General features: G+C 32.0%; 20 protein-coding genes. All 20 read right to left on the reverse strand.

Annotation, left to right across the window (positions count from 1 at the left end):
- Window positions 1–62: 62 nt before the first annotated feature.
- A complete protein-coding gene (gene atpA, locus L0U72_RS08260; RefSeq protein ID WP_101918591.1) occupies window positions 63–1,643 on the reverse strand; it encodes a F0F1 ATP synthase subunit alpha in 1,581 nt (526 codons plus the stop codon).
- Window positions 1,644–1,664: 21 nt separating this feature from the next.
- Window positions 1,665–2,222: an ATP synthase F1 subunit delta gene (gene atpH / locus L0U72_RS08265; RefSeq protein WP_233861556.1), complete on the reverse strand. Its 558-nt coding sequence runs from the start codon at window positions 2,220–2,222 to the stop codon at window positions 1,665–1,667.
- A gap of 7 nt (window positions 2,223–2,229) precedes the next feature.
- A complete protein-coding gene (locus tag L0U72_RS08270) occupies window positions 2,230–2,727 on the reverse strand; it encodes a F0F1 ATP synthase subunit B (RefSeq protein WP_233898865.1) in 498 nt (165 codons plus the stop codon).
- 91 nt (window positions 2,728–2,818) lie between these two features.
- Window positions 2,819–3,007, reverse strand: coding sequence for an ATP synthase F0 subunit C (atpE, locus tag L0U72_RS08275; protein ID WP_101918588.1), 189 nt, complete (start codon window positions 3,005–3,007; stop codon window positions 2,819–2,821).
- A 42-nt stretch (window positions 3,008–3,049) separates the two neighbouring features.
- The gene (gene atpB / locus L0U72_RS08280; RefSeq protein ID WP_101918587.1) at window positions 3,050–4,219 is read right to left on the reverse strand and encodes a F0F1 ATP synthase subunit A; all 1,170 of its coding nucleotides are present in this window, start codon (window positions 4,217–4,219) and stop codon (window positions 3,050–3,052) included.
- A gap of 138 nt (window positions 4,220–4,357) precedes the next feature.
- Window positions 4,358–4,738: a DUF6168 family protein gene (locus tag L0U72_RS08285; RefSeq protein WP_233861561.1), complete on the reverse strand. Its 381-nt coding sequence runs from the start codon at window positions 4,736–4,738 to the stop codon at window positions 4,358–4,360.
- A 53-nt stretch (window positions 4,739–4,791) separates the two neighbouring features.
- Window positions 4,792–5,013 (reverse strand): AtpZ/AtpI family protein, encoded by a 222-nt coding sequence (locus L0U72_RS08290; protein WP_101918585.1) that lies wholly within the window; start codon window positions 5,011–5,013, stop codon window positions 4,792–4,794.
- Window positions 4,982–5,389, reverse strand: coding sequence for a bactofilin family protein (locus L0U72_RS08295; RefSeq protein WP_101918584.1), 408 nt, complete (start codon window positions 5,387–5,389; stop codon window positions 4,982–4,984). The genes L0U72_RS08290 and L0U72_RS08295 overlap by 32 nt, the downstream gene beginning before the upstream one ends.
- A gap of 3 nt (window positions 5,390–5,392) precedes the next feature.
- A complete protein-coding gene (porW, locus tag L0U72_RS08300; RefSeq protein WP_233898866.1) occupies window positions 5,393–7,687 on the reverse strand; it encodes a type IX secretion system periplasmic lipoprotein PorW/SprE in 2,295 nt (764 codons plus the stop codon).
- A 135-nt stretch (window positions 7,688–7,822) separates the two neighbouring features.
- Complete coding sequence (locus L0U72_RS08305) at window positions 7,823–8,815, reverse strand: DUF4837 family protein (RefSeq protein ID WP_101918582.1); 993 nt, start codon at window positions 8,813–8,815, stop codon at window positions 7,823–7,825.
- A gap of 36 nt (window positions 8,816–8,851) precedes the next feature.
- Entirely contained in the window at window positions 8,852–10,453 is a 1,602-nt protein-coding gene (locus tag L0U72_RS08310) for a lytic transglycosylase domain-containing protein (protein ID WP_233898867.1), read from the reverse strand.
- Between the two features lie 95 nt (window positions 10,454–10,548).
- Window positions 10,549–11,310, reverse strand: coding sequence for an exodeoxyribonuclease III (locus tag L0U72_RS08315; RefSeq protein WP_101918580.1), 762 nt, complete (start codon window positions 11,308–11,310; stop codon window positions 10,549–10,551).
- 7 nt (window positions 11,311–11,317) lie between these two features.
- Window positions 11,318–11,974, reverse strand: coding sequence for a 3-oxoacid CoA-transferase subunit B (locus tag L0U72_RS08320; protein WP_101918579.1), 657 nt, complete (start codon window positions 11,972–11,974; stop codon window positions 11,318–11,320).
- A 2-nt stretch (window positions 11,975–11,976) separates the two neighbouring features.
- Window positions 11,977–12,681: a CoA transferase subunit A gene (locus L0U72_RS08325; protein WP_101918578.1), complete on the reverse strand. Its 705-nt coding sequence runs from the start codon at window positions 12,679–12,681 to the stop codon at window positions 11,977–11,979.
- Window positions 12,682–12,773: 92 nt separating this feature from the next.
- Window positions 12,774–15,077, reverse strand: coding sequence for a transglycosylase domain-containing protein (locus tag L0U72_RS08330; RefSeq protein ID WP_233898868.1), 2,304 nt, complete (start codon window positions 15,075–15,077; stop codon window positions 12,774–12,776).
- A complete protein-coding gene (locus tag L0U72_RS08335; protein WP_233898869.1) occupies window positions 15,077–15,565 on the reverse strand; it encodes a gliding motility lipoprotein GldH in 489 nt (162 codons plus the stop codon). Before L0U72_RS08335 ends, L0U72_RS08330 begins: the two co-directional genes overlap by 1 nt.
- 24 nt (window positions 15,566–15,589) lie before the next feature.
- Window positions 15,590–17,314 (reverse strand): PSP1 domain-containing protein, encoded by a 1,725-nt coding sequence (ricT, locus tag L0U72_RS08340; protein WP_233898870.1) that lies wholly within the window; start codon window positions 17,312–17,314, stop codon window positions 15,590–15,592.
- A gap of 292 nt (window positions 17,315–17,606) precedes the next feature.
- Window positions 17,607–18,173: a hypothetical protein gene (locus L0U72_RS08345; protein WP_233898871.1), complete on the reverse strand. Its 567-nt coding sequence runs from the start codon at window positions 18,171–18,173 to the stop codon at window positions 17,607–17,609.
- Between the two features lie 157 nt (window positions 18,174–18,330).
- The gene (locus L0U72_RS08350; protein ID WP_233898872.1) at window positions 18,331–20,031 is read right to left on the reverse strand and encodes a glutamine--tRNA ligase/YqeY domain fusion protein; all 1,701 of its coding nucleotides are present in this window, start codon (window positions 20,029–20,031) and stop codon (window positions 18,331–18,333) included.
- A 123-nt stretch (window positions 20,032–20,154) separates the two neighbouring features.
- On the reverse strand, window positions 20,155–22,026 hold the full coding sequence (locus tag L0U72_RS08355) for a M1 family metallopeptidase (RefSeq protein ID WP_233898873.1): 1,872 nt from the start codon (window positions 22,024–22,026) through the stop codon (window positions 20,155–20,157).
- Window positions 22,027–22,054 lie beyond the last annotated feature (28 nt).

The following is a 22,054-nucleotide window of genomic DNA, read 5'->3' on the forward strand; positions in this document are numbered from 1 at the left end:
AATATTCCGAACATTTTAGAATATCTAAAAATAGTTGGAATATTGAATATCAAAATTATTTATTAAGCCTTAAATTTAGCAGAAATTTCTGCTGCTGCTGAAGTTAAAACATCGGTTACTTCATCAGTTAATTTCCCTGCTTTTAAAGTATTTAAAGTTGCTCTGTGCTTTGCATTTAAATACTGAAGATAATCACTTTCAAATTCTTTTACCTTATTTACAGGTACATCTTTCAACAAGTTTTTAGAACCTGCATAAATAATAGCAATTTGATCTTCAACAGTATAAGGATCGTTTTGTGCTTGCTTTAAGATTTCAACATTACGTTGACCTTTAGAAATCACGTTCATAGTAGCCGCATCTAAATCAGAACCAAACTTAGCGAATGCTTCTAATTCACGATATTGTGCTTGATCTAATTTTAACGTACCAGATACTTTTTTCATAGATTTAATCTGAGCGTTACCACCAACACGAGATACCGAAATACCTACATTAATTGCTGGACGAACACCAGAGTTAAATAAATCTCCATCTAAGAAAATTTGCCCATCAGTAATCGAAATTACGTTTGTTGGAATGTATGCTGATACATCTCCTGCTTGTGTTTCAATAATTGGCAATGCCGTTAAAGAACCTCCACCTTTTACGATTGCTTTTAAAGAATCAGGTAAATCGTTCATTTCACTAGCAATTTTATCGTCATTGATAACTTTTGCAGCACGTTCTAATAATCTTGAGTGTAAGTAAAATACATCTCCAGGATATGCCTCACGTCCCGGTGGTCTTCTTAATAATAAAGAAATTTCACGGTACGCAACTGCTTGTTTTGATAAATCATCATAAACAATTAAAGCAGGTCTTCCTGTATCTCTAAAAAATTCTCCAATTGCTGCTCCTGCGAAAGGTGCATATACTTGCATTGCTGCAGGATCTGATGCATTTGCCGCTACAATTGTAGTATAAGCCATGGCACCTTTATCTTCTAACATATTAGCGATTGCCGCTACAGTAGATGCTTTTTGACCAATAGCAACATAGATACAATACACTGGTTTCCCAGCATCATAAAATTCTTTTTGATTTAAAATAGTATCAATAGCTACGGTAGATTTACCAGTTTGACGGTCTCCAATGATTAACTCACGTTGACCACGTCCTACAGGAATCATCGCATCAATAGATTTGATACCAGTTTGCATTGGTTCAGTTACAGGCTCACGATAAATAACCCCAGGAGCTCTACGCTCTAAAGGCATTTGGTAAGTTGTTCCTTCAATAGGTCCTTTACCATCAATTGGCTGCCCTAATGTATTTACAACACGTCCTACGATTCCTTCTCCAGCTCTTAAAGAAGCAATTCTTTCTGTACGTTTAACTGTAGATCCTTCTCTAACTGAGGTCGATGTACCTAATAATACAACTCCTACATTATCTTCTTCTAAGTTTAATACGATACCTTCTAATCCGTCACCGAATTCTACTAATTCACCATATTGTACATTAGACAAACCGTAAACACGAGCAATACCATCACCTACTTGTAATACGGTACCTACTTCATTTAATGAAGCTTTAGATTCGAAGTTTGATAATTGTTCTTTTAAAATTGCTGAAACTTCAGCTGGTTTAATTCCTGCCATCTTATTTCTTTGGATGTATAATTAAATTTGTGAAGTGTTATGACTAGTGTCAAATTCTCTTCTTAACTTGTTGAACTGATTAGAAATACTTGCATCATACTGCACATCTCCAACACGTAAAATAAACCCTCCTATAATAGATGGATTTACTATATTTTCTATACTTGCGCTATTTCCTGTTAAAGAAACAATTTTCGCTTGTATTTTATCTTCTAATTCTTTTGTTAAAGCTACTGCAGTAGTAACTTTAGCGAGTTGTATTCCTTTATACTGATTATAAATTAGCGAATATTGTGTTGCAATTGACGCTAACATTGTCATACGTTTATTTTGCTCTAATACGTTAAATAAACCTTTTATAACCTTGTCTACTTTATCACCAAAAAGGGCTATTAAAACCTTCTTTTTATCTTCAGTTTTAACGATTGGACTATTAAGCATTCTTTTTAAATCTTCACTTTCTTCAATAGTATCAGCAATCAGCTTCATATTATCGTTTACTAGCGAATCTTTATTGGTTTGTTTTGCTAAATTTAATATTGCTTTTGCGTAACGCAATGCGGGTCTTGCTCCTTTCATCGATTGCTTAATTTAAAGTAACCTCTTTTAACATTCCTTCAACTAATTTGAATTGATCTGCTGGTGAAGTTAATTCTTTTTGCACTAATTTCTGAGCGATTTCGATAGATAAATCTCCTACATTTTTCTTTAATGTAGCAATTGCAGCTTGTTGCTCTTGTTTTATAGTTGCTTTTGCATTTTCGATCATGCTAACAGTTTGTGCTTGTGCTTCTTCTTTTGCTTCTGCGACAATATTTTCTTTAATATCACGAGCTTCTTGCATCATTGCATCTCTTTCTGCACGTGCTTCTTTTAATAATTTATCATTATCAGCTTGTAAATTTTGCATTTCTTTACGAGCATTTTCAGCTTGATCTAATGCATTTTGAATTCCTTCTTCTCTGTCATTTAAGGCAGTTAAGATAGGTTTCCAAGCAAATTTCATCATTAAAAAAATCAAGATTAATAAGATAAAAGCTTGCATTGCAAACAACCCTATTGAAAAATCATTAAAAATTCCCATACTACTTAATTTTGTGTTTTTTTTTATTGTTTAATAAAACACTTCTGCAACCAATCGTTGCAGAAAGTGTTTCTTTTTAATTTCGGGAAGATTATCCTAAAAGTAAAGCACCAAATGCTAAACCTTCTAATAATGCTCCAATAATAATCATTGCTGTTTGGATTTTTCCAGCTGCTTCAGGTTGACGTGCGATAGCTTCCATTGCGCTACTTCCGATTTTCCCTAAACCTAATCCTGCTCCGATTACGATTAATCCTGCTCCTATTAAAGTCAGTTCCATACTAATTGATTTATATTAAATTAAACAAAAAATTTCATTTTACTAATGGTGTTCATGTTCTTCTACTGCCATACCGATAAACAATGAAGATAACATTGTAAATATGTAGGCTTGTAAGAAAGCGACCAATACTTCAATTAACGTTAAAAATAACGTTAAAAATATAGATACACTTGTAGCACCTGCTGTTCCAAACTTCGCTTTTAATACAATCATTAAAGCGGCAATACCCATTACTACTGAATGACCTGCTGTAATATTAGCAAATAAACGTACAAATAACGAAAAAGGCTTCGTTAAAATCCCTAAAAATTCAATAGGTGCTAAAACAAATTTCATAACGACAGGTACTCCTGGCATCCAAAAAATATGTTTCCAATAGTCTTTATTCGCTGAAAATTGTACTATAAAAAAGGTGAAAAGAGCCAAACAAACTGTTACAGCTAATTGTCCTGTAATATTAAATCCTAAAGGAGTTAATCCTAATAGGTTTGAAATCCAGATAAAAAAGAAAACAGTTAATAAGAATCCCATAAATTTACGGTAATGCTTTTCACCGATATTCGGTCTTGCTATTTCATCACGAACATACAATACTAAAGGCTCTAAAACTCTTGCAAACCCTGTTGGTATAGCTCCTTTTTTATATCCTTTGGCTAATGATCTGAATCCAAAAATCATTAATAAACCTACTAAAAACATTCCAAATACACTTTTTGTGATAGAAAAATCTATTACTTTATGTGCATTAGTAGCATGATGTGCTTCATCAAAAGAAACGGCAGTTTCTCCTTCATTTAATTCGTAAATTTTACTGTGAATTTTAGTTAATTGCACATCGTCTGCAGTTACGACTACATGACCATCATCATTATGATGAAATGCTGAAGACATAAAAGTTTTCAATCCTTTACTTGTCCAAACAATAACTGGTAATGCAAATCCCACGTGTTTTCTTTCATTTTGATCATTTGTATAAGAAAATAATGAAAAATCGTGTGAATCTGCTAAGTGATGCTTTTTGTATGCTTCAATTTCTTCCTTTGTGTTTACACGTCCACCATCTTCTAAAACAGCATGTTCATCATCTTGTAATACAACAGGTTCACTTTCTTGTAAAGTAGTATTTCCACCTTCAGCGAACACTGAAAATGATATAAAAACTAGTGCAAGTATTGTTAAAAACTTGATAGATTTTGTTGCTATCATCATATCTTAAATTTGAATAAAGGTTTAAGGTCTGTAAATTTCCGTGCAAAGGTACATATTTAATTAAAACTACAAACCGTTTTTATCTTAGTTTTTTTTTGATTGTAAACTAGCTATTAAAAGTGGCTAAAAAAAAGCAAACTACTTATTGTTTAACAACTTAAAAACGCCCATTGCTTCGGTTGTCAAAAACAAAAATAAGGGTACCACTAGCGATATTCGTGCGGGCTGGATGAGTTTTACTTCTGTAAATACGTCATTTTTAAAAATTAAAACAAAGAAACCTATCTTTAAAAGCATCGATGCTAAATAGACATACCCAGCTTCATTTGGCAGCGTATCGGCGATAAATTCGAGGATTATATATACCAAACTTGTTGCGATGACATGAAATAAATACATCGAAAGTAGTGAATAGGGCAATACTACTTCTTGCATTTTTAAGATATATGTATGCAAAAAATAGCTTACTGCAAATAACAATAGTACTGCAGTAATAAAATACAAAATACGTTTACTCATTATAAATTTATATATTTTTACTTAAAAAAATCCCTTAAATATTTTAAAGATATTTATTTAGATATTTTAGAAACTTGCGATATTACCGAAAACATTGCTACAAAAACAGCTACTAACGTACATATTTTAGTATACAATTCGTTTTCATTGATATAGTTTGCATCTAGCCATTGACCGAGTAAATTCCCTAAATAAATGGTGATTCCCATTTGAAAAGCGATACTGGTAAACTGAAGATATTTACTACGCGGTTTTTTCTTTATGTTTTTGTTCATTATTATTTAATTCTTTTACGCTCCCTTTCATGGCGCAGGTTGCGTTGAAAGAAGCTCCTGGTTCTACGGATAATTTACCAATAATAACATCTCCATTAATATTGGCGGTTCCTTTTACGGTTAAGGTATTTGCTACAATTAATTCTCCTGAAAACTTCCCTTCAATATCGGCATTGGTACAGGTTACTTTTCCTTTAATAAAACCAGTTTGTCCGACAATCACTCTACCTTTTGTATTGATAGTTCCGTCTAAATTTCCATCAATTCTAAAATCTCCTTCTGAAATAATATCTCCTTTTATTTGGGTATTTTTTCCGATTACATTTCTTTCAGAAACTTTATTTTCACTTATTTTTTTACTTTCTTTACCGAACATATTTTAGGGATTTATTTTTTTTAATTGTGCTAATATTTCTGTTGCTTTTTCGCCTTCTTTTGTATTTTGATAGCCCATTGCTACAAATTCTAACGCTTTTATATAGGTTTTTTTGTCTTTATATTTACCGATAGCGATTGCTTTTAACAATACAAATTTAGGGGTTAATTTTGATTCTATACTACTTAAAGATAGCCTATCGATTTCTTTTACGACTTGTTCGAATTTATTTTCTTTATATAAGTAATAAATTTCTTTGTATTTTTTATTTGCGATAGCTTCTTGACTATTTTCTGTCTCTTTTTCTGATAATTTTTGAGTTGGGTTTCGAATTATTTTAGCGAACCTTGTTTGTGGATATTTTGTTAGAATACTATTTTTATATTGATTTGCTTTTTCAAGATTATTAATTCCTGTATAAATTTGATATAAGTGATACTTTATAGGTAATTCTAGGGAATTATCATGTTGTTTATCTTGTTCTTTTTGCAAACGTGTTAGGTTTTTAATGGCAAGATTGCTATTTATAAATTGTTCTTTATAGAGTAATCCTAATTGATATAAGGCATCATTACGTTTTTCGATTAATGTTGTAATCTCTTTTTCATCAGTAGGGATTTCGTTTAAATAGGTTGCTATTTCGTAGCGTTTATCGGTTATTTTTGTTGTTGATTTTTCATCAACAATAGTAACGAGATTATTATTATTAGTTGTTGTTGCTGAGATTCGCCAATTATCTTCTAACAGACGTGTTCCCCAATTTTTTTGAAAGGCTATTTTTCCAAACGCTAAAGCTTGCGTATTATAGAAATACCATTTTCCTTTATTGTTAGCATTGTTGGTTTTATTTGCGAAATCATTGGTAAAACTTCCAAAGGAATTGCCAAAATTTTGAGCATTTAACGCTTGTTGTTTTTGAGCTTCGTCTTGTTGTTTTATTTTTGCGATATGCTGTTGAAAAAAAGCATTTTTTTCTTGATTTGTCATCGCAACTAGGCTTAGAATACTATCATTATTTTTAACGATTTCTTCGTATTTTCGTAAGGTTGTGAGTCCTTTATTTTTTCTTCGGATTCTTCGGATTCGTTTTTCGAGTTCAAATTCTTTTGGCGTAACATTTAAAACGCTGTCATAATAATTACCTGCTAGCACGTATTTTTGGGTATCGAAAGCGATATTTCCTAAACGTTCGTATGCGTATGTTTTTTGATATTCGTTATTATGTTTTGCGTTTAATGATTTTTTAAAATAGTCGATGGCATTTTGGCGATTATTTCGACCAATTTCGAGGACTCCTGCTTGATAATATAAGGCGTTTAAAAATTTTCGATTATCGGAATTTCGGATTAATTTTTTCAATTTGGCTAATACAATAACAGATGTGCTATCATTTGGAGTATTTTTTGCCATTTCGATGGTTGCTCGAATTCGGTATTTGTAGGGTGCTTTTTTTATTTCTGATAATTTTTCAAATACGATACGTGCGGAATCTTTATAGTTTAATTGGCTATAAATTTGCCCTAAAACGAACATATTTCGAGATGCTTGTTCTTTATTTTTAAATATTTCAGTTGTTTTTGTTAAGTGTTCAATTACTTTTTGAATGCTATCTGTTTTTTGATACGCCATTGCCATTGCGGTATGTGCTTGTTCTTTGATGACAGCTGGTAATTGTTTTTCATTTTTTTCAACTTCCAATAGAAATTTGAGTGATTCTATGGCTAATTTTTCATTATCGAGTCGAATATTTGTTTTAGCGCGCCAAATTTTCGTTTGGTTGATAAGGCTTGCATTTGGATAATTTATGATACTATAATTAAAGGCTTCTATCGCAGGAATAAAGCGTTGTGTGTAGTATCTTGCTTTTCCTAATAGTAGATAAGCGTCATCAATTTGGCGATTTTTTTCATATCCATTGATATTCATGGAATGTTTTTGAATTGCTTTTACGGCTTTTTCTTCTGCTTTTTCGAAATTGGTTAATGGTTTTTGATTTTCATCATCTTCTATTGTTTGATTTTCATCAAATCCTGCACCTGGTTGTAGTGTTGGGAGTACGATTTCGGTTTCATCAAAAGTGATGGGTTCAATTTGTAATTGTTTCCAGAAATTATCTTGATGTTTATCTTGAATTTCTTGAAGTCCTTTTAAGTAGGCTTGTTCACCATTAAACAGCACGTTATATTTTGTAGTAAGTGCGTGGAAGTTTCGATTTAAAAAAGTATCTTTTTTCACACTACAAGAATATATTGTAGTTAAAATCAAGTTAAAAACTAAGAATTTTGATAATTTATTCATATAGTTACGCTTTTACTGTACAACAAGTATATTTGGGTATTTATTGTAGGTAAAGGTGTAAAAATAGCAATAAAAATATAAAAAAGCATCAATATAATTGATGCTTTTTTATATTCTTTTTAAAATAAAATGGGCTTATTTTATGTGCATTGATTTTGCAATTGCTTCTAATTCGAATAAAAAATCACGTTTATTTACCGAAGGTGCGTAGGTAAATCCTTCAAAAATCACCAAGCGATTATTTTTTTTATCAATGATTGTATAATTAATAAATGGCCCTGCCATAAAATCATTTTTCACTTCCCATTTCCCGCGTGTTTCGTAGGCTTTTTTACCATCAATTTGAGCATCAAAAGTAAAAGGTGTGTAAGCTTGTTCGGTAATCATATACATTCCTTCTTTGCTTCCTGGTATGTGTTTTTTACCAATGGTATCCCGAACTGCGGTAATATTATCGGCAATAGTATTTTCATCTTTTAAAGGAACGGTGTATAGTAGAATATTATTTGTTCCATCGCCACGGGCAATACCGCTTCGTAAATGCTGACGAAACCAAATAAAATCACCTGTATCTTCAACCAATCTAAATCTTTCAGGAATATCAATAGTTACACCGATATTTTTAATGGTTTTAAATTGAGTTTCATCAATACGTTCTTTTTTAAAGATATTTTGAGTAAATTTAATATCTTCATCTTTAAAGATTTGTATAATTTCTTTGCCTCTTTTTTCAAGTAATGTTAAAATTTCTGCTTTATTTTTAGCGGTCGCATGCACGATAATTTGTGGTTTTGCATACCTATCTTTTTCAATAGCAATACTTTCTTTAGCGCCTTCTTTGATAAGAAGCACGGCTTTTGCGTGTCTCATAAAGCTACTAAATCCACTAGGATCTATTTGACTTACTGATAATAATGTTTCTGGCTGTGGCAATCCCACTTGCGATTCTCCAAATACAGTTCGTATTTTATTTCCGATTTTCCCTTCCCAATCTGCTCCTTTTACAACTACAATTATTTTGTTGGTATTTCCATTAGATGTTGGTAACGTGTAGCTATTTTTTGCGTTGTTTGTTTTACAAGATGTTGCAAAAATTGTTAAAACAAGCAAGCATATTATTTGTTTCATAGGTTTTTTTTTGGGGTTAGATTTTATCTTTAAATTTTATCCTTTAAAAATTTTAAGTTCCATTCCTGGCTTTAATCTTTTTACACTCCAAATATTGTTCCATTTTTTAATTTGTTCTATAGAAACTGATGGATATTTTTTGGAGATTGTCCATAAAGAGTCACCATTTTGCACGATATAAACCTGATGTGCTCCTTTTGGCAATGGATATTTTCTTTTGGATGTTTTTGTAGAGGCTACTAATTTCTTCGGATAAATATTTAAGCGTTGTCCTATTTTCAGGCGATGATTTCTCATACCGTTCCAACGTTTGATATCACTAACTCTTACGCCAAATTTATGGGCTATTTTCCCTAGATAATCACCACTACGTACTTTATATCGGGTACGTTTTTCGGCTTCAAAAAACTTAGGAATTGGTTTTTCTATTTTACTATCATCAGTATTTGCTAATTGATAAATAGCTTTTTCTTGTTCTAAAAAGTCGATTATATTTTTTCGAGGCAATCTAAGAGCATAATTTTTATCGGCTACATACGGAATAATATCTAATTTATATGACGGATTTAAGAAGGATAATAATTCGGTATCAATCTTTGTTTTTTCTGCTATTTGATCAAAAGTTACGGTTCTTTTTACACGAACGGTATCAGTTTCAAAATGAAAAATTGTAGGTGGTGCAGGATAAATCGCATGTTCTTCTGCATATTCAAAAATATACATGGTTGCATAAAAAGCGGGAACATATCCTGCTGTTTCTCGTGGTAAATACGGACGAATATTCCAATAATTTCGGTATCCTCCTGAGCGTTTAATCGCTTTAGAAACATTTCCAGGACCTGAATTGTAGGCTGCTAAGGCTAAATCCCAATCGCCAAAAATTTTATATAACTGACTTAAATATTTACACGCAGCGATAGTCGATTTCACAGGATTTTGACGCTCATCAACATAAGAATTTACCTTTAAATCAAACTGAATTCCAGTACCATACATAAATTGCCAAAGTCCTGTTGCGCCAACTCTAGAGCGTGCGTCAGGGCGCAATGCTGATTCTACAATGGCTAGATATTTCATTTCTAACGGAACATCAAACTGATCTAAATATTGTTCAAACATCGGAAAATAATAGTGAGCCTTTGCCATTAAAGCAGGATAATATTTTGTTCGATATTTTAAATAACTGTTAATTACTTTTTCTAACGATGGATTATAGGCTAAATGAAAAGGTGTTTTTACATTTAAATCTTGCAAACGTTTTTTGAGTAAATCGGTAGAAAGTATTGAGGTTGTATTCTCAAGAATATCTTTATCATTAATTACATATTGAATGCTATCAAAAGACGATGAATTAAATTTTTCTTCTATTAATAAACTATCAATAATTTTCAAATCGGCATCAGTAAATAGTTCTTGATATTTTTTAAGTTTAGAAGCATCAATAACCGTATCGACAACAGTTCCTATAAAATTAGAATCAATAGTGATTTTCGTTATATCGGTATTTTTGATGTTTTGACTATTTTTGATGTTTTTGATATTTTTAGTCGTATTGATAGTCATAAAAGTACTATCAACAGCAACGGGCTGTTGTGCAAAAACGAATGCGGTAAAAAAAAGTAAGAGTAAATTTTTCATAATTGCTATAGTTTACTTTAATATGTTTTAATCTATTTTGATATTATTTTTTGATATATTTTGAGGTATTTCAATCTGTTTTATAAAGCGATTTTTTAAATGGCTAATTCAACAACGATAGGACAATGGTCAGAATGTTTTGCTTCTGGTAAAATATAGGCTTTAGAAATTTTATCTTTCAAAGGTTCAGCAACCATAGCATAATCTAAACGCCAACCTTTGTTATTTGCTCTAGAATTTGCACGATAACTCCACCAAGAATACTCTTGTTTATCTTGATTTAAATAACGGAAACTATCAATAAATCCGTTGTTGATAAATTCGCCCATCCATGTTCGTTCTTCGGGTAAAAATCCTGAAACGCCTTTCATTTTTGGATTGTGAATATCTATTTCTTGATGACAAATATTATAATCGCCACAAATCACTAAATTCGGAATTTCTTGTTTTAAAGTATCAATATATTCTTGAAATTCATCCATATAATTGAATTTAAAATTCAAGCGTTCGGAATTTGTTCCTGACGGAAGATATAAGCTCATCACGGATACTTCATCAAAATCTACCCGCAAATTTCTTCCTTCAAAATCCATGGCTTCGATTCCTGTTCCGTATTCAATATGATTTGGTTTTTCTTTACAAAAAACAGCCACTGATGAATAGCCTTTTTTTTGTGCTGAAAACCAATAATGATAGGGATATCCAGCATTTTCAAAAGTTGTAACATCGAGTTGTTCTTTATGAGCTTTGGTTTCTTGAATACAAATCACATCAGGATTTTCAGTTTCTAACCAATCGATAAATCCTTTTTTTAAGGCGGCTCTAATGCCGTTTACGTTGTATGATAGTATTTTCATGAGTATTTTACATATTCATTTCAGGAATTTCTCCTTCTATAATTAAATTTCCTTTCGTTGCTTTTTTTATTTCATCCACAGAAACACCAGGCGCTCTTTCAAGCAGATAGAAAGCATTATTTTTAACTTCTAAAACGGCTAAATTGGTCACTATTTTTGTAACACAACCAACGCCGGTTAAGGGCAGAGAGCATTTTTCTAAAAGTTTAGATTCGCCACGTTTATTAGTGTGCATCATCGCTACAATAATATTTTCTGCCGATGCTACTAAATCCATAGCACCGCCCATTCCTTTTACCATTTTTCCAGGGATTTTCCAGTTGGCGATATCACCATTTTGTGCAACTTCCATGGCACCTAAAACGGTTAATTGCACGTGTTTTCCTCGGATCATTGCAAAGCTCATTGCCGAATCAAAAATAGCGCCACCATCTAATACGGTTACGGTTTGTTTTCCTGCATTTATAAGGTCGGCATCTTCGGTTCCTTCTATTGGAAAAGGTCCCATTCCTAGCAATCCATTTTCAGATTGAAATTCTACTTCAATTCCTTCAGGAATGTAATTTGCAACTAAGGTAGGAATTCCGATTCCTAAATTAACATACCATTTATCTTGTAATTCTTTTGCAATTCTTTGTGCTATTTGTTCTTTTGATAACGCCATTTTTAGTGTATTTTAGGAGTTACAGTTCGTTGTTCAATTCTTTTTTGATAATTTTCTCCCTGAAAAATACGTTGTACAAAAATACCTGGAATATGTATTTGATTGGGATCAAGTGTTCCTGCGGGTACTAATTCTTCGACCTCAGCTACGGTAATTGTTGCTGCGCCGCACATATTCGGGTTAAAATTACGTGCTGTTCCTTTAAAGATTAAATTTCCAGCAGTATCTCCTTTCCATGCTTTTACAAAGGCAAAATCGGCTTTAAAAGCAGATTCTAACACGTACATTTTCCCATCAAATTCACGAGTTTCTTTTCCTTCTGCGACTTCTGTTCCGTATCCTGCTGGCGTATAAAATGCTGGAAAACCTGCTTGAGCTGCCCTACATTTTTCTGCTAAAGTTCCTTGAGGAGTTAATTCGACTTCAAGTTCTCCTGAGAGCATTTGACGTTCAAATTCTTGATTTTCGCCAACATACGATGCTATCATTTTTTTTATTTGTTTATTTTGAAGTAATAACCCTAAGCCAAAATCATCAACACCAGCATTATTTGAGATGCAAGTTACCTCGCTAACATTTAATTTTACTAATTCAGCAATGGCATTTTCTGGGATACCACATAAACCGAAACCACCTACCATAAAAGTCATTCCGTTTTTTACGTCCATGAGTGCTTCTTGTACGTTATTTACTTTTTTATGAATCATCTTAGTTGCTGTTTTTAGTTTTATTAATCTTATTAGCGATATATTATTTTGATAACAACTATTTTGTTACTATCTATTTAATAATAATTTTCTTAAAAATCGGTATCTCCTTCTTGATTTTCTTGATTGTTATCGGTATTCTTTTTTACTTCATTACAGTTAATGGTAATTGTTAATTCTCCTGTTGGTTTTTCAAAATCTTTTTTACTGATATGCAATGTTGAATCTGCATAACATTTTCGCATGTATAATCCCCAGGTAGGTAATGACATGGTTGCTCCTTGCCCTAAACCGATTCCTTTAAAATGGGTTGCTCTATCTTCTCCTCCTGTCCAAATTCCTGTTGCTAAATTGGGAACAACGCCCATAAACCAACCATCAGATTGATTTTGTGTAGTTCCAGTTTTTCCTGCAATTGGGTTTGTAAATTTATATGGAAAACCTGTATTGGCATCTTTTCTTCGCGTCCAACCAGAACGCAAACGTGCTCCTGACCCCGATTGTGTAACACCTTTTAATAAGTCCAGCACTACATAAGCAGATTCTTCGCTTAAAACTTCTTTTGTTTGCGGAACAAATTCTTGTAGTACAGTACCGTTTTTATCTTCAATTCTGGTAATCATCATTGGGCTTACACGCAATCCTTTATTGGCAAATGTTGAATAAGCGCTAACCATTTCTATTAATGATAAATCTACGGCTCCTAAAGCGATTGCTGGATTGGGATCAATAGTTGATTTTATTCCTGCAGATTGTGCTAAACGTGCTACATTTATAGGCGATACTTTATCAATTAATTGTGCAGTTATCACGTTTACAGAACCTGCTAATGCTTGTTTTAGAGTTAATTCTCCTCCGTATCTATTACTAGCATTACTAGGTGTCCAATCTTTAGGCATTCCGTATTTTTCCTTCGGAATAGTGTATAGAATATTTGGTAATTTATCACAAGGCGACATTTTTAGTTGATTAATTGCCGTTGCATATACGAACGGTTTAAAAGTAGAACCAACTTGACGTTTTTGTTGTTCTACGGCATCATATTTAAAATATTTATGACTGATACCACCAACCCATGCTTTAATATGTCCTGTTTGTGGTTCGATAGAAACTAATCCAGAGCGTAAAAAATGCTTATAATAACGGATAGAATCATAGGGTGTCATCACGGTATCAATGGCACCTTTCCAAGAAAAGACACGCATATCGGTATCGGTATTAAACGATTTTTCAATTTCTTTTTCGCTTTTTCCATCTGATTTCATGCGTCTATAACGTGTAGAGCTTCGTTTTCCTCTTTTCATTATATTCAAAATTTGTGCTTTATCTAATTCATAAAACGGCGCATTTTTATTTTCTTGTTGTTCTTTAAAGAAAAATGATTGCAAATTTGCCATGTGTTCTGTCGTTGCTTCTTCTGCATATTTTTGCATTCTAGAATCAATCGTAACATGTATTTTTAAGCCATCTTTATAGATATTATAAAACTCGCCATTTGGTTTTGGGTTTTCTTTTGCCCATATTTTCAAGCGTTGTTTTAAATTTTCTCTAAAATAGGTTGCCAATCCATCACTATGACTCTCTGGTGTAAAGTTTATTTTTAGGGGTAATTTTTGTAGCGAATCTTTTTGTTGCTGTGTGATAACTTCATTTTTTGCCATTTGCGCAAACACGACATTTCTACGCTGTAAGGATTTGTTTTTAGAGCGTTCTCTATAAGGGTTGTATTGCCTCGGATTTTTTAACATCGCTACTAAAATAGCTGATTCTTGTAAATCTAATTCTTTAGGTTCTTTACCAAAATAAATACGTGCTGCCGAACGAATACCAGTTGCATTAAAAAGAAACCCTTGTGTATTTAGGTACATTGTGGCAATTTCTTCTTTGGTATATTGACGCTCTAATTTTATAGCCACAACCCATTCTTTTAATTTTTGAGAAAGACGTTTAAAAATATTACTAGATCCTCCTTTATTAAATAGATTTTTAGCTAATTGTTGGGTGATAGTACTTGCGCCTCCTTTTCTACCTAAATTAGCGATAGCTCTTGCGGTACCTTTAAAGTCGATACCAGAATGTTGATAAAAGCGTTCATCTTCTGTAGCCACTAGAGCTTTGATTAAATTTTCGGGTAAATCCTTGTATAAAATTGGGGTTCTATTTGCTTTTACGTAGTATTTCCCTAGGGTTTTTCCATCGGCAGAAATCACTTCTGTAGCCAAATCACTTTTAGGATTTTCGAGTTCTTCAAAAGAAGGTAACGCTCCAAAAGTTCCCCAAGATGCTAATAAGAATAGTAAGGAAACGAAAAGTAATCCACTTAATAATATTCCCCAAAACCATTTGATATAGGCACTATAATTGGTTGTTTTCTTGGTTGTTTTATTTTCTGTCATTATTGTAATTTTTCAATTCTAAATCCTACTTCCGAAATACCTTTAAGATTTTCAATTCCTTTAATTTGGTTATTTTTTCTCATAGCTTGTACTATTTTAAAGGTATATTTCCCTGTCTTTGGAAACTGTATATTTTCTTTATAAAAGAGTTTGTTTTCTTTGATAGTTGCGAGTCCTTTCCCTAAAAATTTACCGGTAATATCAGCCATATCATACTCTAATGTATCTACAATTATTTGTCCGTCAGGGAATTTTAATTGTGTAATTAGAAATAGATTTTGATATTGATATTCGTTATTATTTCTAAGATTTATAAAAAGGTTTTTTTTGTTGATGGTATCTTTTATTTCAAAATTAAATTCGATGGCATTTTTTTTATTCCAATGATTATTTGGCAATATTAGATACGTATCATATTCTGCTTTAGAATCACATGATATGATTCCTATTAGCATTAAAAAAAACATAAATACACGATTCTTTTTCATTTTATGATCGTTTTATAATTTGCTTTATGACTCCTTTTTTTGGTTAGTATTTTCGTTAGAGTTTTCGTTACTATTTTCGTTGGTATTTTTTCTTCTTTGTGGTTGATTTCTTCTTGGGTTTGGTTTTTTATGTTGTCCTGAAACGTTTTTTTCGTTAGACGTTGTCGCTACGTTTTTAGCTACATTGTCTTTTGTTATTTTTACAGGTGTTCTTTTATTAGGTTGTTTTTGAACAGATTGCGCTGTTTCTTTTTTATCAATAGGTTTACGAGTTGGTCGTTGTATTCGTTGTGGCCTTTTATTTGGTTGTGCTTTTACAGGCTGTTCTCCTTCTTTTCTAGCAACAGGTTTTTTTACTGGTCTTGGTGTTGAACGTTGTGGTCTTTTATTTGGCTGTGCTTTTACGGGTTGTTCTCCTTCTTTCCTGGCGACAGGTTTTCTTGCTGATCTTGGTGTTACTGGTCGTTGTGGTCTTTTATTTGGCTGTGCTTTTATGGGTTGTTCTCCTTCTTTTCTAGCGACAGGTTTTCTTACTGATTTTGGTACTGGTCGTTGCGGTCTTTTATTTGGTTGTGTTTTTACAGGTTGATTTCCTTCATTTCTGGCAACGGGTTTTCTTGATTTTCTTCTATTATTACGTGATTTTTTTGGTGTATCAAAACGGGTTAAACTATCTTGGCCTACGACATTTTCAAAATCAACTATTGGTGCTAGATTTATCTCTAACTCATATTCATCTAACGGCAAAGCAAGTTCATTATTTTCATTGAGTTCAATAATTTCTTGCACTTGCTCTAACGAGATTCTAAACCACTTAAAACTTTCCTCTTTATAGGTATACCAAAGTATTTTTTTAAAGATATCCATTTTTACAAAAATAGCATCTCCTTTTTCGGTTTTAAGTATTTTATCTTGCTTGGGAAAACTCTGCAAAGCATCTAAATAGGTATCTAACTCAAAATTTAAACAACATTTTAATTTACCACATTGCCCTGCTAATTTTAGCGGATTTAATGATAATTGTTGATACCTAGCAGCAGCGGTATTTACTTTTCTAAAATCGGTTAACCAGGTAGAACAACACAATTCTCTTCCACAAGAACCAACACCGCCTAAACGAGCTGCTTCCTGACGCATTCCCACTTGTTTCATTTCTACACGGATAGAAAAAGTACCTGCTAAATCTCTAATTAATTGACGAAAATCGACACGTTCATCGGCGGTATAATAAAAAGTAGCTTTCGTTCCATCTCCTTGATATTCAACATCAGAAAGTTTCATTTTTAGTTCTAAACGACTAATAATCTCTCTTCCTTTTCGCTGAGTTTCTTGTTCTCTGTCTCTAGCGGTATGCCAAATATCGATATCTTTTTGCGATGCTTTTCTATAAATTTTTTTAACTTCTTCGCTATCTGCAGTAATTTTTCTTTTTTTCATTTGAACCTTTACAAGTTCTCCTGCAAGGGCTACAATACCAATATCATGACCAGATGATCCTTCAACAGCCACAACATCGCCCATTGAGAGGGTTAATTTTTCGGTATTTTTATAAAAATGTTTACGTCCGTTTTTAAATCGAACTTCAAAAATATTAAAAGGAGCTTCGCCTGTTGGCAAAGTCATATTCGATAGCCAATCAAAAACGGCCAATTTATTGCCACTTCCACAGGTACCACTAGCGCAATTTCCATTACTTTTACAACCACCTGGCACTCCGTCTTTGCTCGTTGAACAACTGTTACAACTCATAAAATAGTATATTTTAGAAGTATTTTTTAAATCTGATTTTTGCCAGTATCAAAAAACACTTTTTTATTATTGATTTTCAGTTAGATAAAATTTTTATCGTAACTTTTCTTAATCAGTAAAGATACATATTCTATCGAAAATGGAAAATGGATTTTTTGTATAAAAAAAATGAAAATAAAATCCGATTTGTTTATTATTATTCTCAGACAAAAAAAACACCTAATAATTAACGACAAGTCAATTATTAGGTGTTTTTGAAAAATAATATTTTAACTATAAATTTTTAATGAAATTAAAAACGGTATCCGAATGAAACGCCTCCTCTACCAGAAAATTCAGGAGAATGCTTATCAAAGCCTAAATATCGTCCACCTCCTAAAGAAACATCTAAGGTAAAACCATTTTTATTAACCCATTTCCAACCCAATGCCATTCCAAAAGAGACATCAAAAAAATCATGATAATATTCTTGGTTTGGTGATGAGTAATTATCATAAACAGGCTCATAATAATCTTCTGGGTTTTCTCCTGAAGCAAACTTTGTATATACTTCTGCAAAAAATCCTCTTGCACCATAATCTTGTTTATTAAAAAAATACATTCTAAAAAAAGGTGTTACAGCAAATTTTTCGTAATAAAGATCATCATCTTGAAAATTTAATAACAAAGAAACTCCATATCCCATATTCTGATTATCTACACGCTCATAACTAACGTCAAATGCTCTCATAAAAGCCAAATCAAAGGCATCTATTTTAAATTCATTTTTAGCTGGTGTAATCTTTTCTTCTTTTTCTTGCGTTTGTGCAAAAGCAGTAAACGACATCGCTAATAAAATAATAAATATAATTTTCTTCATGCTTATTTTTATTTAATTTAAACAAATATAATTAAATATTTCAAACCTATATGAATAACTAACAATCAATACACTAATAAAAAACCTCAATTATCAAATGAAAATTGAGGTTTTTTAATTTTTTTTCAACTTAAATAAAGCTAAAAAACACGACTATTTAATCGGTTTTTTTATTTGCGTTTGCCCAATTATCTTTTAATCCAACTGTTTTATTGAAAACTAAATTTTCTGAAGTCGAATCGTCATCAACATTAAAATACCCTAAACGTTGAAACTGAAATTGCTCTCCAATTTTTGCCGTTTGCAAGCTTGGTTCTACAAAAGCAGTAATTTTTTCTAATGAATTAGGATTTACAAATTCCATAAAATCTTTATCTTTATGAGAATCTGGTGCTTCATCAGAAAATAATCTATCGTACACTCTAACCTCCGCTTTTACGGCGTGTTTTATCGAAACCCAATGTAACGTTCCTTTTACTTTACGCTTGCTTTCTTCGGTATCGCTTCCTGATTTTGTTAACGGATCATACGTACAGTGAATTACGGTAATTTCTCCATTTTCATCTTTTTCACAACTTGTTGCCGTTATAAAATACGCATTTTTTAAACGAACTTCTTTTCCTATTTTTAATCGGAAGAATTTTCTATTTGCTTCTTCTCTAAAATCTTCTCTTTCGATATAAATTTCTCTTGAAAAAGGAACAATTCTAGTACCAGAATTTTCATCTTCAGGATTATTTTCTGCAATTAAAATTTCTTCTCTACCTTCAGGATAATTATCAATAATTACTTTTACAGGGTCTAAAACTCCCATAACTCTGTTGGCTTTTTTGTTTAAATCTTCACGAACTTTAAACTCCAATAAAGAAACATCAATGACATTTTCTCTTTTAGAAACTCCAACAGTTTCAATAAAATTACGGATTGAAGCTGGTGTATATCCACGTCTTCTTAATCCAGAAATTGTTGGCATTCTTGGGTCATCCCATCCGTTTACAATGCCATTTTCTACCAAAGTTAATAATTTACGCTTACTCATTATAGTATAGCTTAAATTTAAACGAGAAAACTCGCGTTGTTTTGGTGGATTTGGAAATTCCGTTTTACTATATTCGTACACATTGTCACGAAACCAGTTATATAAATCTCTGTGCGGTTTAAATTCTAAAGAACATAATGAATGTGAAATTTGCTCTAAATAATCACTTTCTCCGTGTGTCCAATCGTACATTGGATAAATAACCCAATCATTTCCTGTACGGTGATGTGATTTTTTCAAAACACGATACATTAATGGATCACGCAATAACATATTTGGCGATTCCATATCAATTTTTGCACGTAAAACATGTATTCCTTCTTCAAACTCACCAGCTTTCATTCTGCTAAATAAGTCTAAATTTTCTTCAGCAGTTCTATTTCTAAAAGGACTATTTATTCCTACTTGCGTTGGTGTTCCTTTTTGAGCGCGCATTTCTTCAGAAGATTGACTATCGACATAGGCTTTTCCGTCTTTTATCAATAAAACAGCCCAATCGTATAATTGTTGAAAATAATCAGATGAATACAATTCTTTATCCCATTGATATCCTAACCAAGTAACATCTTTTTTAATAGCATCTACATATTCTTGCTCTTCTTTGGCAGGATTTGTATCATCAAAACGCAAGTTTACGGGAGCGTCATATTTCTGTCCTAATCCGAAACTAATTCCGATGGCTTTTGTGTGTCCGATATGCAAATATCCATTAGGTTCTGGAGGAAAACGAAAACGTAAATTTTCTTTTGACATTCCATTTGCCAAATCCTCTTCAATAATTTGTTCTAAAAAATTCAATGATTTTTTTTCTTCTGACATTTTTTGTTGAATTGAGATGCAAAATTACGGAAAATTGTTGAAGAAAATTTTATCCTAAAAATAGAAAAGCGAAAATTCTATATAGGATTTTCGCTTTTCTTAAAATTATTTTGTTTGTCTTTTTTATTTACCGTACGAATTATTTTCTAAATTAACATCTGCCATTAATTTTGAAGCATCAATTTGTACTGATTTTACAGTTTTAGAAGTAGTAAAACTATAGGTTGGATGTGCAAATGTCCAATCTTCAATAATTGTTGCTTTTGTTGGTTTTTCACCACGCATCATTCGTAAAGGAATATTAAAAGATTCTTTCGAACCATCAGTATAAACTACCTCAACATCAATAGGCATTGGCATTCTACCAATTCTTTCTAAAGTAATTTCTTTTCCGCTTACTGCTTTTACACCGTAATCTATAGTATGTGTAGTTTGCGTCCATTCATTTAAAAACCAATCTAATTGAATTCCTGAAACTTTTTCAGCCGTTCTTTTGATATCGTTTGGCGTTGGATGTTTAAAAGAGAAATCAGTAAAATATTTTTTTAAGGTTTTAGCCGTATTTTCTTTTCCGATAATATATTCTAGATGCGTTAAGAAAATATTTCCTTTTGAGTAACTTCCCATTCCGTACGCCATATTTGTATGATAGCGGTCGGCGTGTGTAGAAAGAGATTCTTCTAAATTATTTTCTACCACATAATTATAATATCTGTAAGAACCAGCGTGTGGATTTTGATCCTTTTTAGCTAAAATTTCATTTTCGGCTTTGTTAGAAATATAGGTTGTAAAACCTTCATCCATCCAAGAATGTTTAGTTTCATTAGATGCTAATAAAAACTGAAACCAAGTATGTGCTAATTCATGCGCTGTAACGCCAAATAGGCTTCCCCAGTTACGTTTTCCTGTAATTAAAGTACTCATTGCATATTCCATTCCACCGTCACCACCTTGAATTACGGAATATTGTTTATATGGATATTGCCCAATATTCTCACTAAAATAGGTCATTAATTCAGCGGTTTTAGGCTGTAATTTTTTCCAATTTTTCAGATATTTTTTATCTAATGTTTTTTTGTATAAAAAGTGCAAATCGATACCATTTTTCATAGTCAAGATATCGTGTTTATATTCAGGATCGGCTGCCCAAGTAAAATCGTGTACGTTTGGTGCGGTAAACTTCCATGTTAATTTTTGTCCTGAAGGAATTTTTAGAGCATCTTTTTTATTTTCATATCCATGCCCTACTTCCTGCGGATTTTGAAGATATCCAGTTCCTCCAACGGTATAATTTTTATCAATATGAAGCGTTACGTTAAAATCGCCCCAAACACCGTGAAATTCACGTCCTAAGTACGGAGGCGTATGCCAACCTTCGAAATCATATTCTGCCATTTTCGGATACCATTGCGCCATAGATAATGCCACGCCTTCTTCGCTATTTCTTCCAGAGCGACGAATTTGTTTAGGAACTTGTGCATCAAAAATCATATCAAAAGTTACGCTTTCTCCTGGTTGAATTGCTTTATTTAAAGTAACCTCCAAAATAGTTCCAACAGTTTGGTGTTTTACTATTGCACCGTTTTGTTTTAAAGAATTTACTTTGATATAACCTATTTCTGATGCTGATAATTTACTAATTCTATCGCCAACTCTTTTATCTGGATCTTTGATGTTTTTTGAACGCACATCCATTTGAGAATTTGGTTGAAAGGCATTAAAATATAAATGATAAAACACTTTTTTTAATTCATCGGGTGAATTATTGGTGTATATTAATTTTTGCGTTCCTTTATATTGATAGGTTTTTACGTCCATATCAATATCCATCGTATAATCGACATGTTGTTGCCAATAATTTTTAATTATAGGATTATTGACTATTTTTAGTTGATTATTTTCAGTTAGATTTTTCGTGTTTTTTATATTTTTTGCACTTGTTGAAGCACAAGAAATCATCGACAATAATGAAAGTCCTAAGATTATTTTTTTCATATGATTAGAAGTTATATTGATTTTTTAT

The sequence above is a fragment of the Tenacibaculum piscium genome (genome assembly GCF_021390755.1).
Taxonomy (GTDB): domain Bacteria; phylum Bacteroidota; class Bacteroidia; order Flavobacteriales; family Flavobacteriaceae; genus Polaribacter; species Polaribacter piscius.

Excerpts from the sequence above, each read along its gene's own strand:
- atpA (WP_101918591.1), bottom strand. The coding sequence starts at position 1,643 with ATGGCAGGAATTAAACCAGCTGAAGTTTCAGCAATTTTAAAAGAACAA.
- atpH (WP_233861556.1), bottom strand. The coding sequence starts at position 2,222 with ATGAAAGGAGCAAGACCCGCATTGCGTTACGCAAAAGCAATATTAAAT.
- L0U72_RS08270 (WP_233898865.1), bottom strand. The coding sequence starts at position 2,727 with ATGGGAATTTTTAATGATTTTTCAATAGGGTTGTTTGCAATGCAAGCT.
- atpE (WP_101918588.1), bottom strand. The coding sequence starts at position 3,007 with ATGGAACTGACTTTAATAGGAGCAGGATTAATCGTAATCGGAGCAGGA.
- atpB (WP_101918587.1), bottom strand. The coding sequence starts at position 4,219 with ATGATGATAGCAACAAAATCTATCAAGTTTTTAACAATACTTGCACTA.
- L0U72_RS08285 (WP_233861561.1), bottom strand. The coding sequence starts at position 4,738 with ATGAGTAAACGTATTTTGTATTTTATTACTGCAGTACTATTGTTATTT.
- L0U72_RS08290 (WP_101918585.1), bottom strand. The coding sequence starts at position 5,013 with ATGAACAAAAACATAAAGAAAAAACCGCGTAGTAAATATCTTCAGTTT.
- L0U72_RS08295 (WP_101918584.1), bottom strand. The coding sequence starts at position 5,389 with ATGTTCGGTAAAGAAAGTAAAAAAATAAGTGAAAATAAAGTTTCTGAA.
- porW (WP_233898866.1), bottom strand. The coding sequence starts at position 7,687 with ATGAATAAATTATCAAAATTCTTAGTTTTTAACTTGATTTTAACTACA.
- L0U72_RS08305 (WP_101918582.1), bottom strand. The coding sequence starts at position 8,815 with ATGAAACAAATAATATGCTTGCTTGTTTTAACAATTTTTGCAACATCT.
- L0U72_RS08310 (WP_233898867.1), bottom strand. The coding sequence starts at position 10,453 with ATGAAAAATTTACTCTTACTTTTTTTTACCGCATTCGTTTTTGCACAA.
- L0U72_RS08315 (WP_101918580.1), bottom strand. The coding sequence starts at position 11,310 with ATGAAAATACTATCATACAACGTAAACGGCATTAGAGCCGCCTTAAAA.
- L0U72_RS08320 (WP_101918579.1), bottom strand. The coding sequence starts at position 11,974 with ATGGCGTTATCAAAAGAACAAATAGCACAAAGAATTGCAAAAGAATTA.
- L0U72_RS08325 (WP_101918578.1), bottom strand. The coding sequence starts at position 12,681 with ATGATTCATAAAAAAGTAAATAACGTACAAGAAGCACTCATGGACGTA.
- L0U72_RS08330 (WP_233898868.1), bottom strand. The coding sequence starts at position 15,077 with ATGACAGAAAATAAAACAACCAAGAAAACAACCAATTATAGTGCCTAT.
- L0U72_RS08335 (WP_233898869.1), bottom strand. The coding sequence starts at position 15,565 with ATGAAAAAGAATCGTGTATTTATGTTTTTTTTAATGCTAATAGGAATC.
- ricT (WP_233898870.1), bottom strand. The coding sequence starts at position 17,314 with ATGAGTTGTAACAGTTGTTCAACGAGCAAAGACGGAGTGCCAGGTGGT.
- L0U72_RS08345 (WP_233898871.1), bottom strand. The coding sequence starts at position 18,173 with ATGAAGAAAATTATATTTATTATTTTATTAGCGATGTCGTTTACTGCT.
- L0U72_RS08350 (WP_233898872.1), bottom strand. The coding sequence starts at position 20,031 with ATGTCAGAAGAAAAAAAATCATTGAATTTTTTAGAACAAATTATTGAA.
- L0U72_RS08355 (WP_233898873.1), bottom strand. The coding sequence starts at position 22,026 with ATGAAAAAAATAATCTTAGGACTTTCATTATTGTCGATGATTTCTTGT.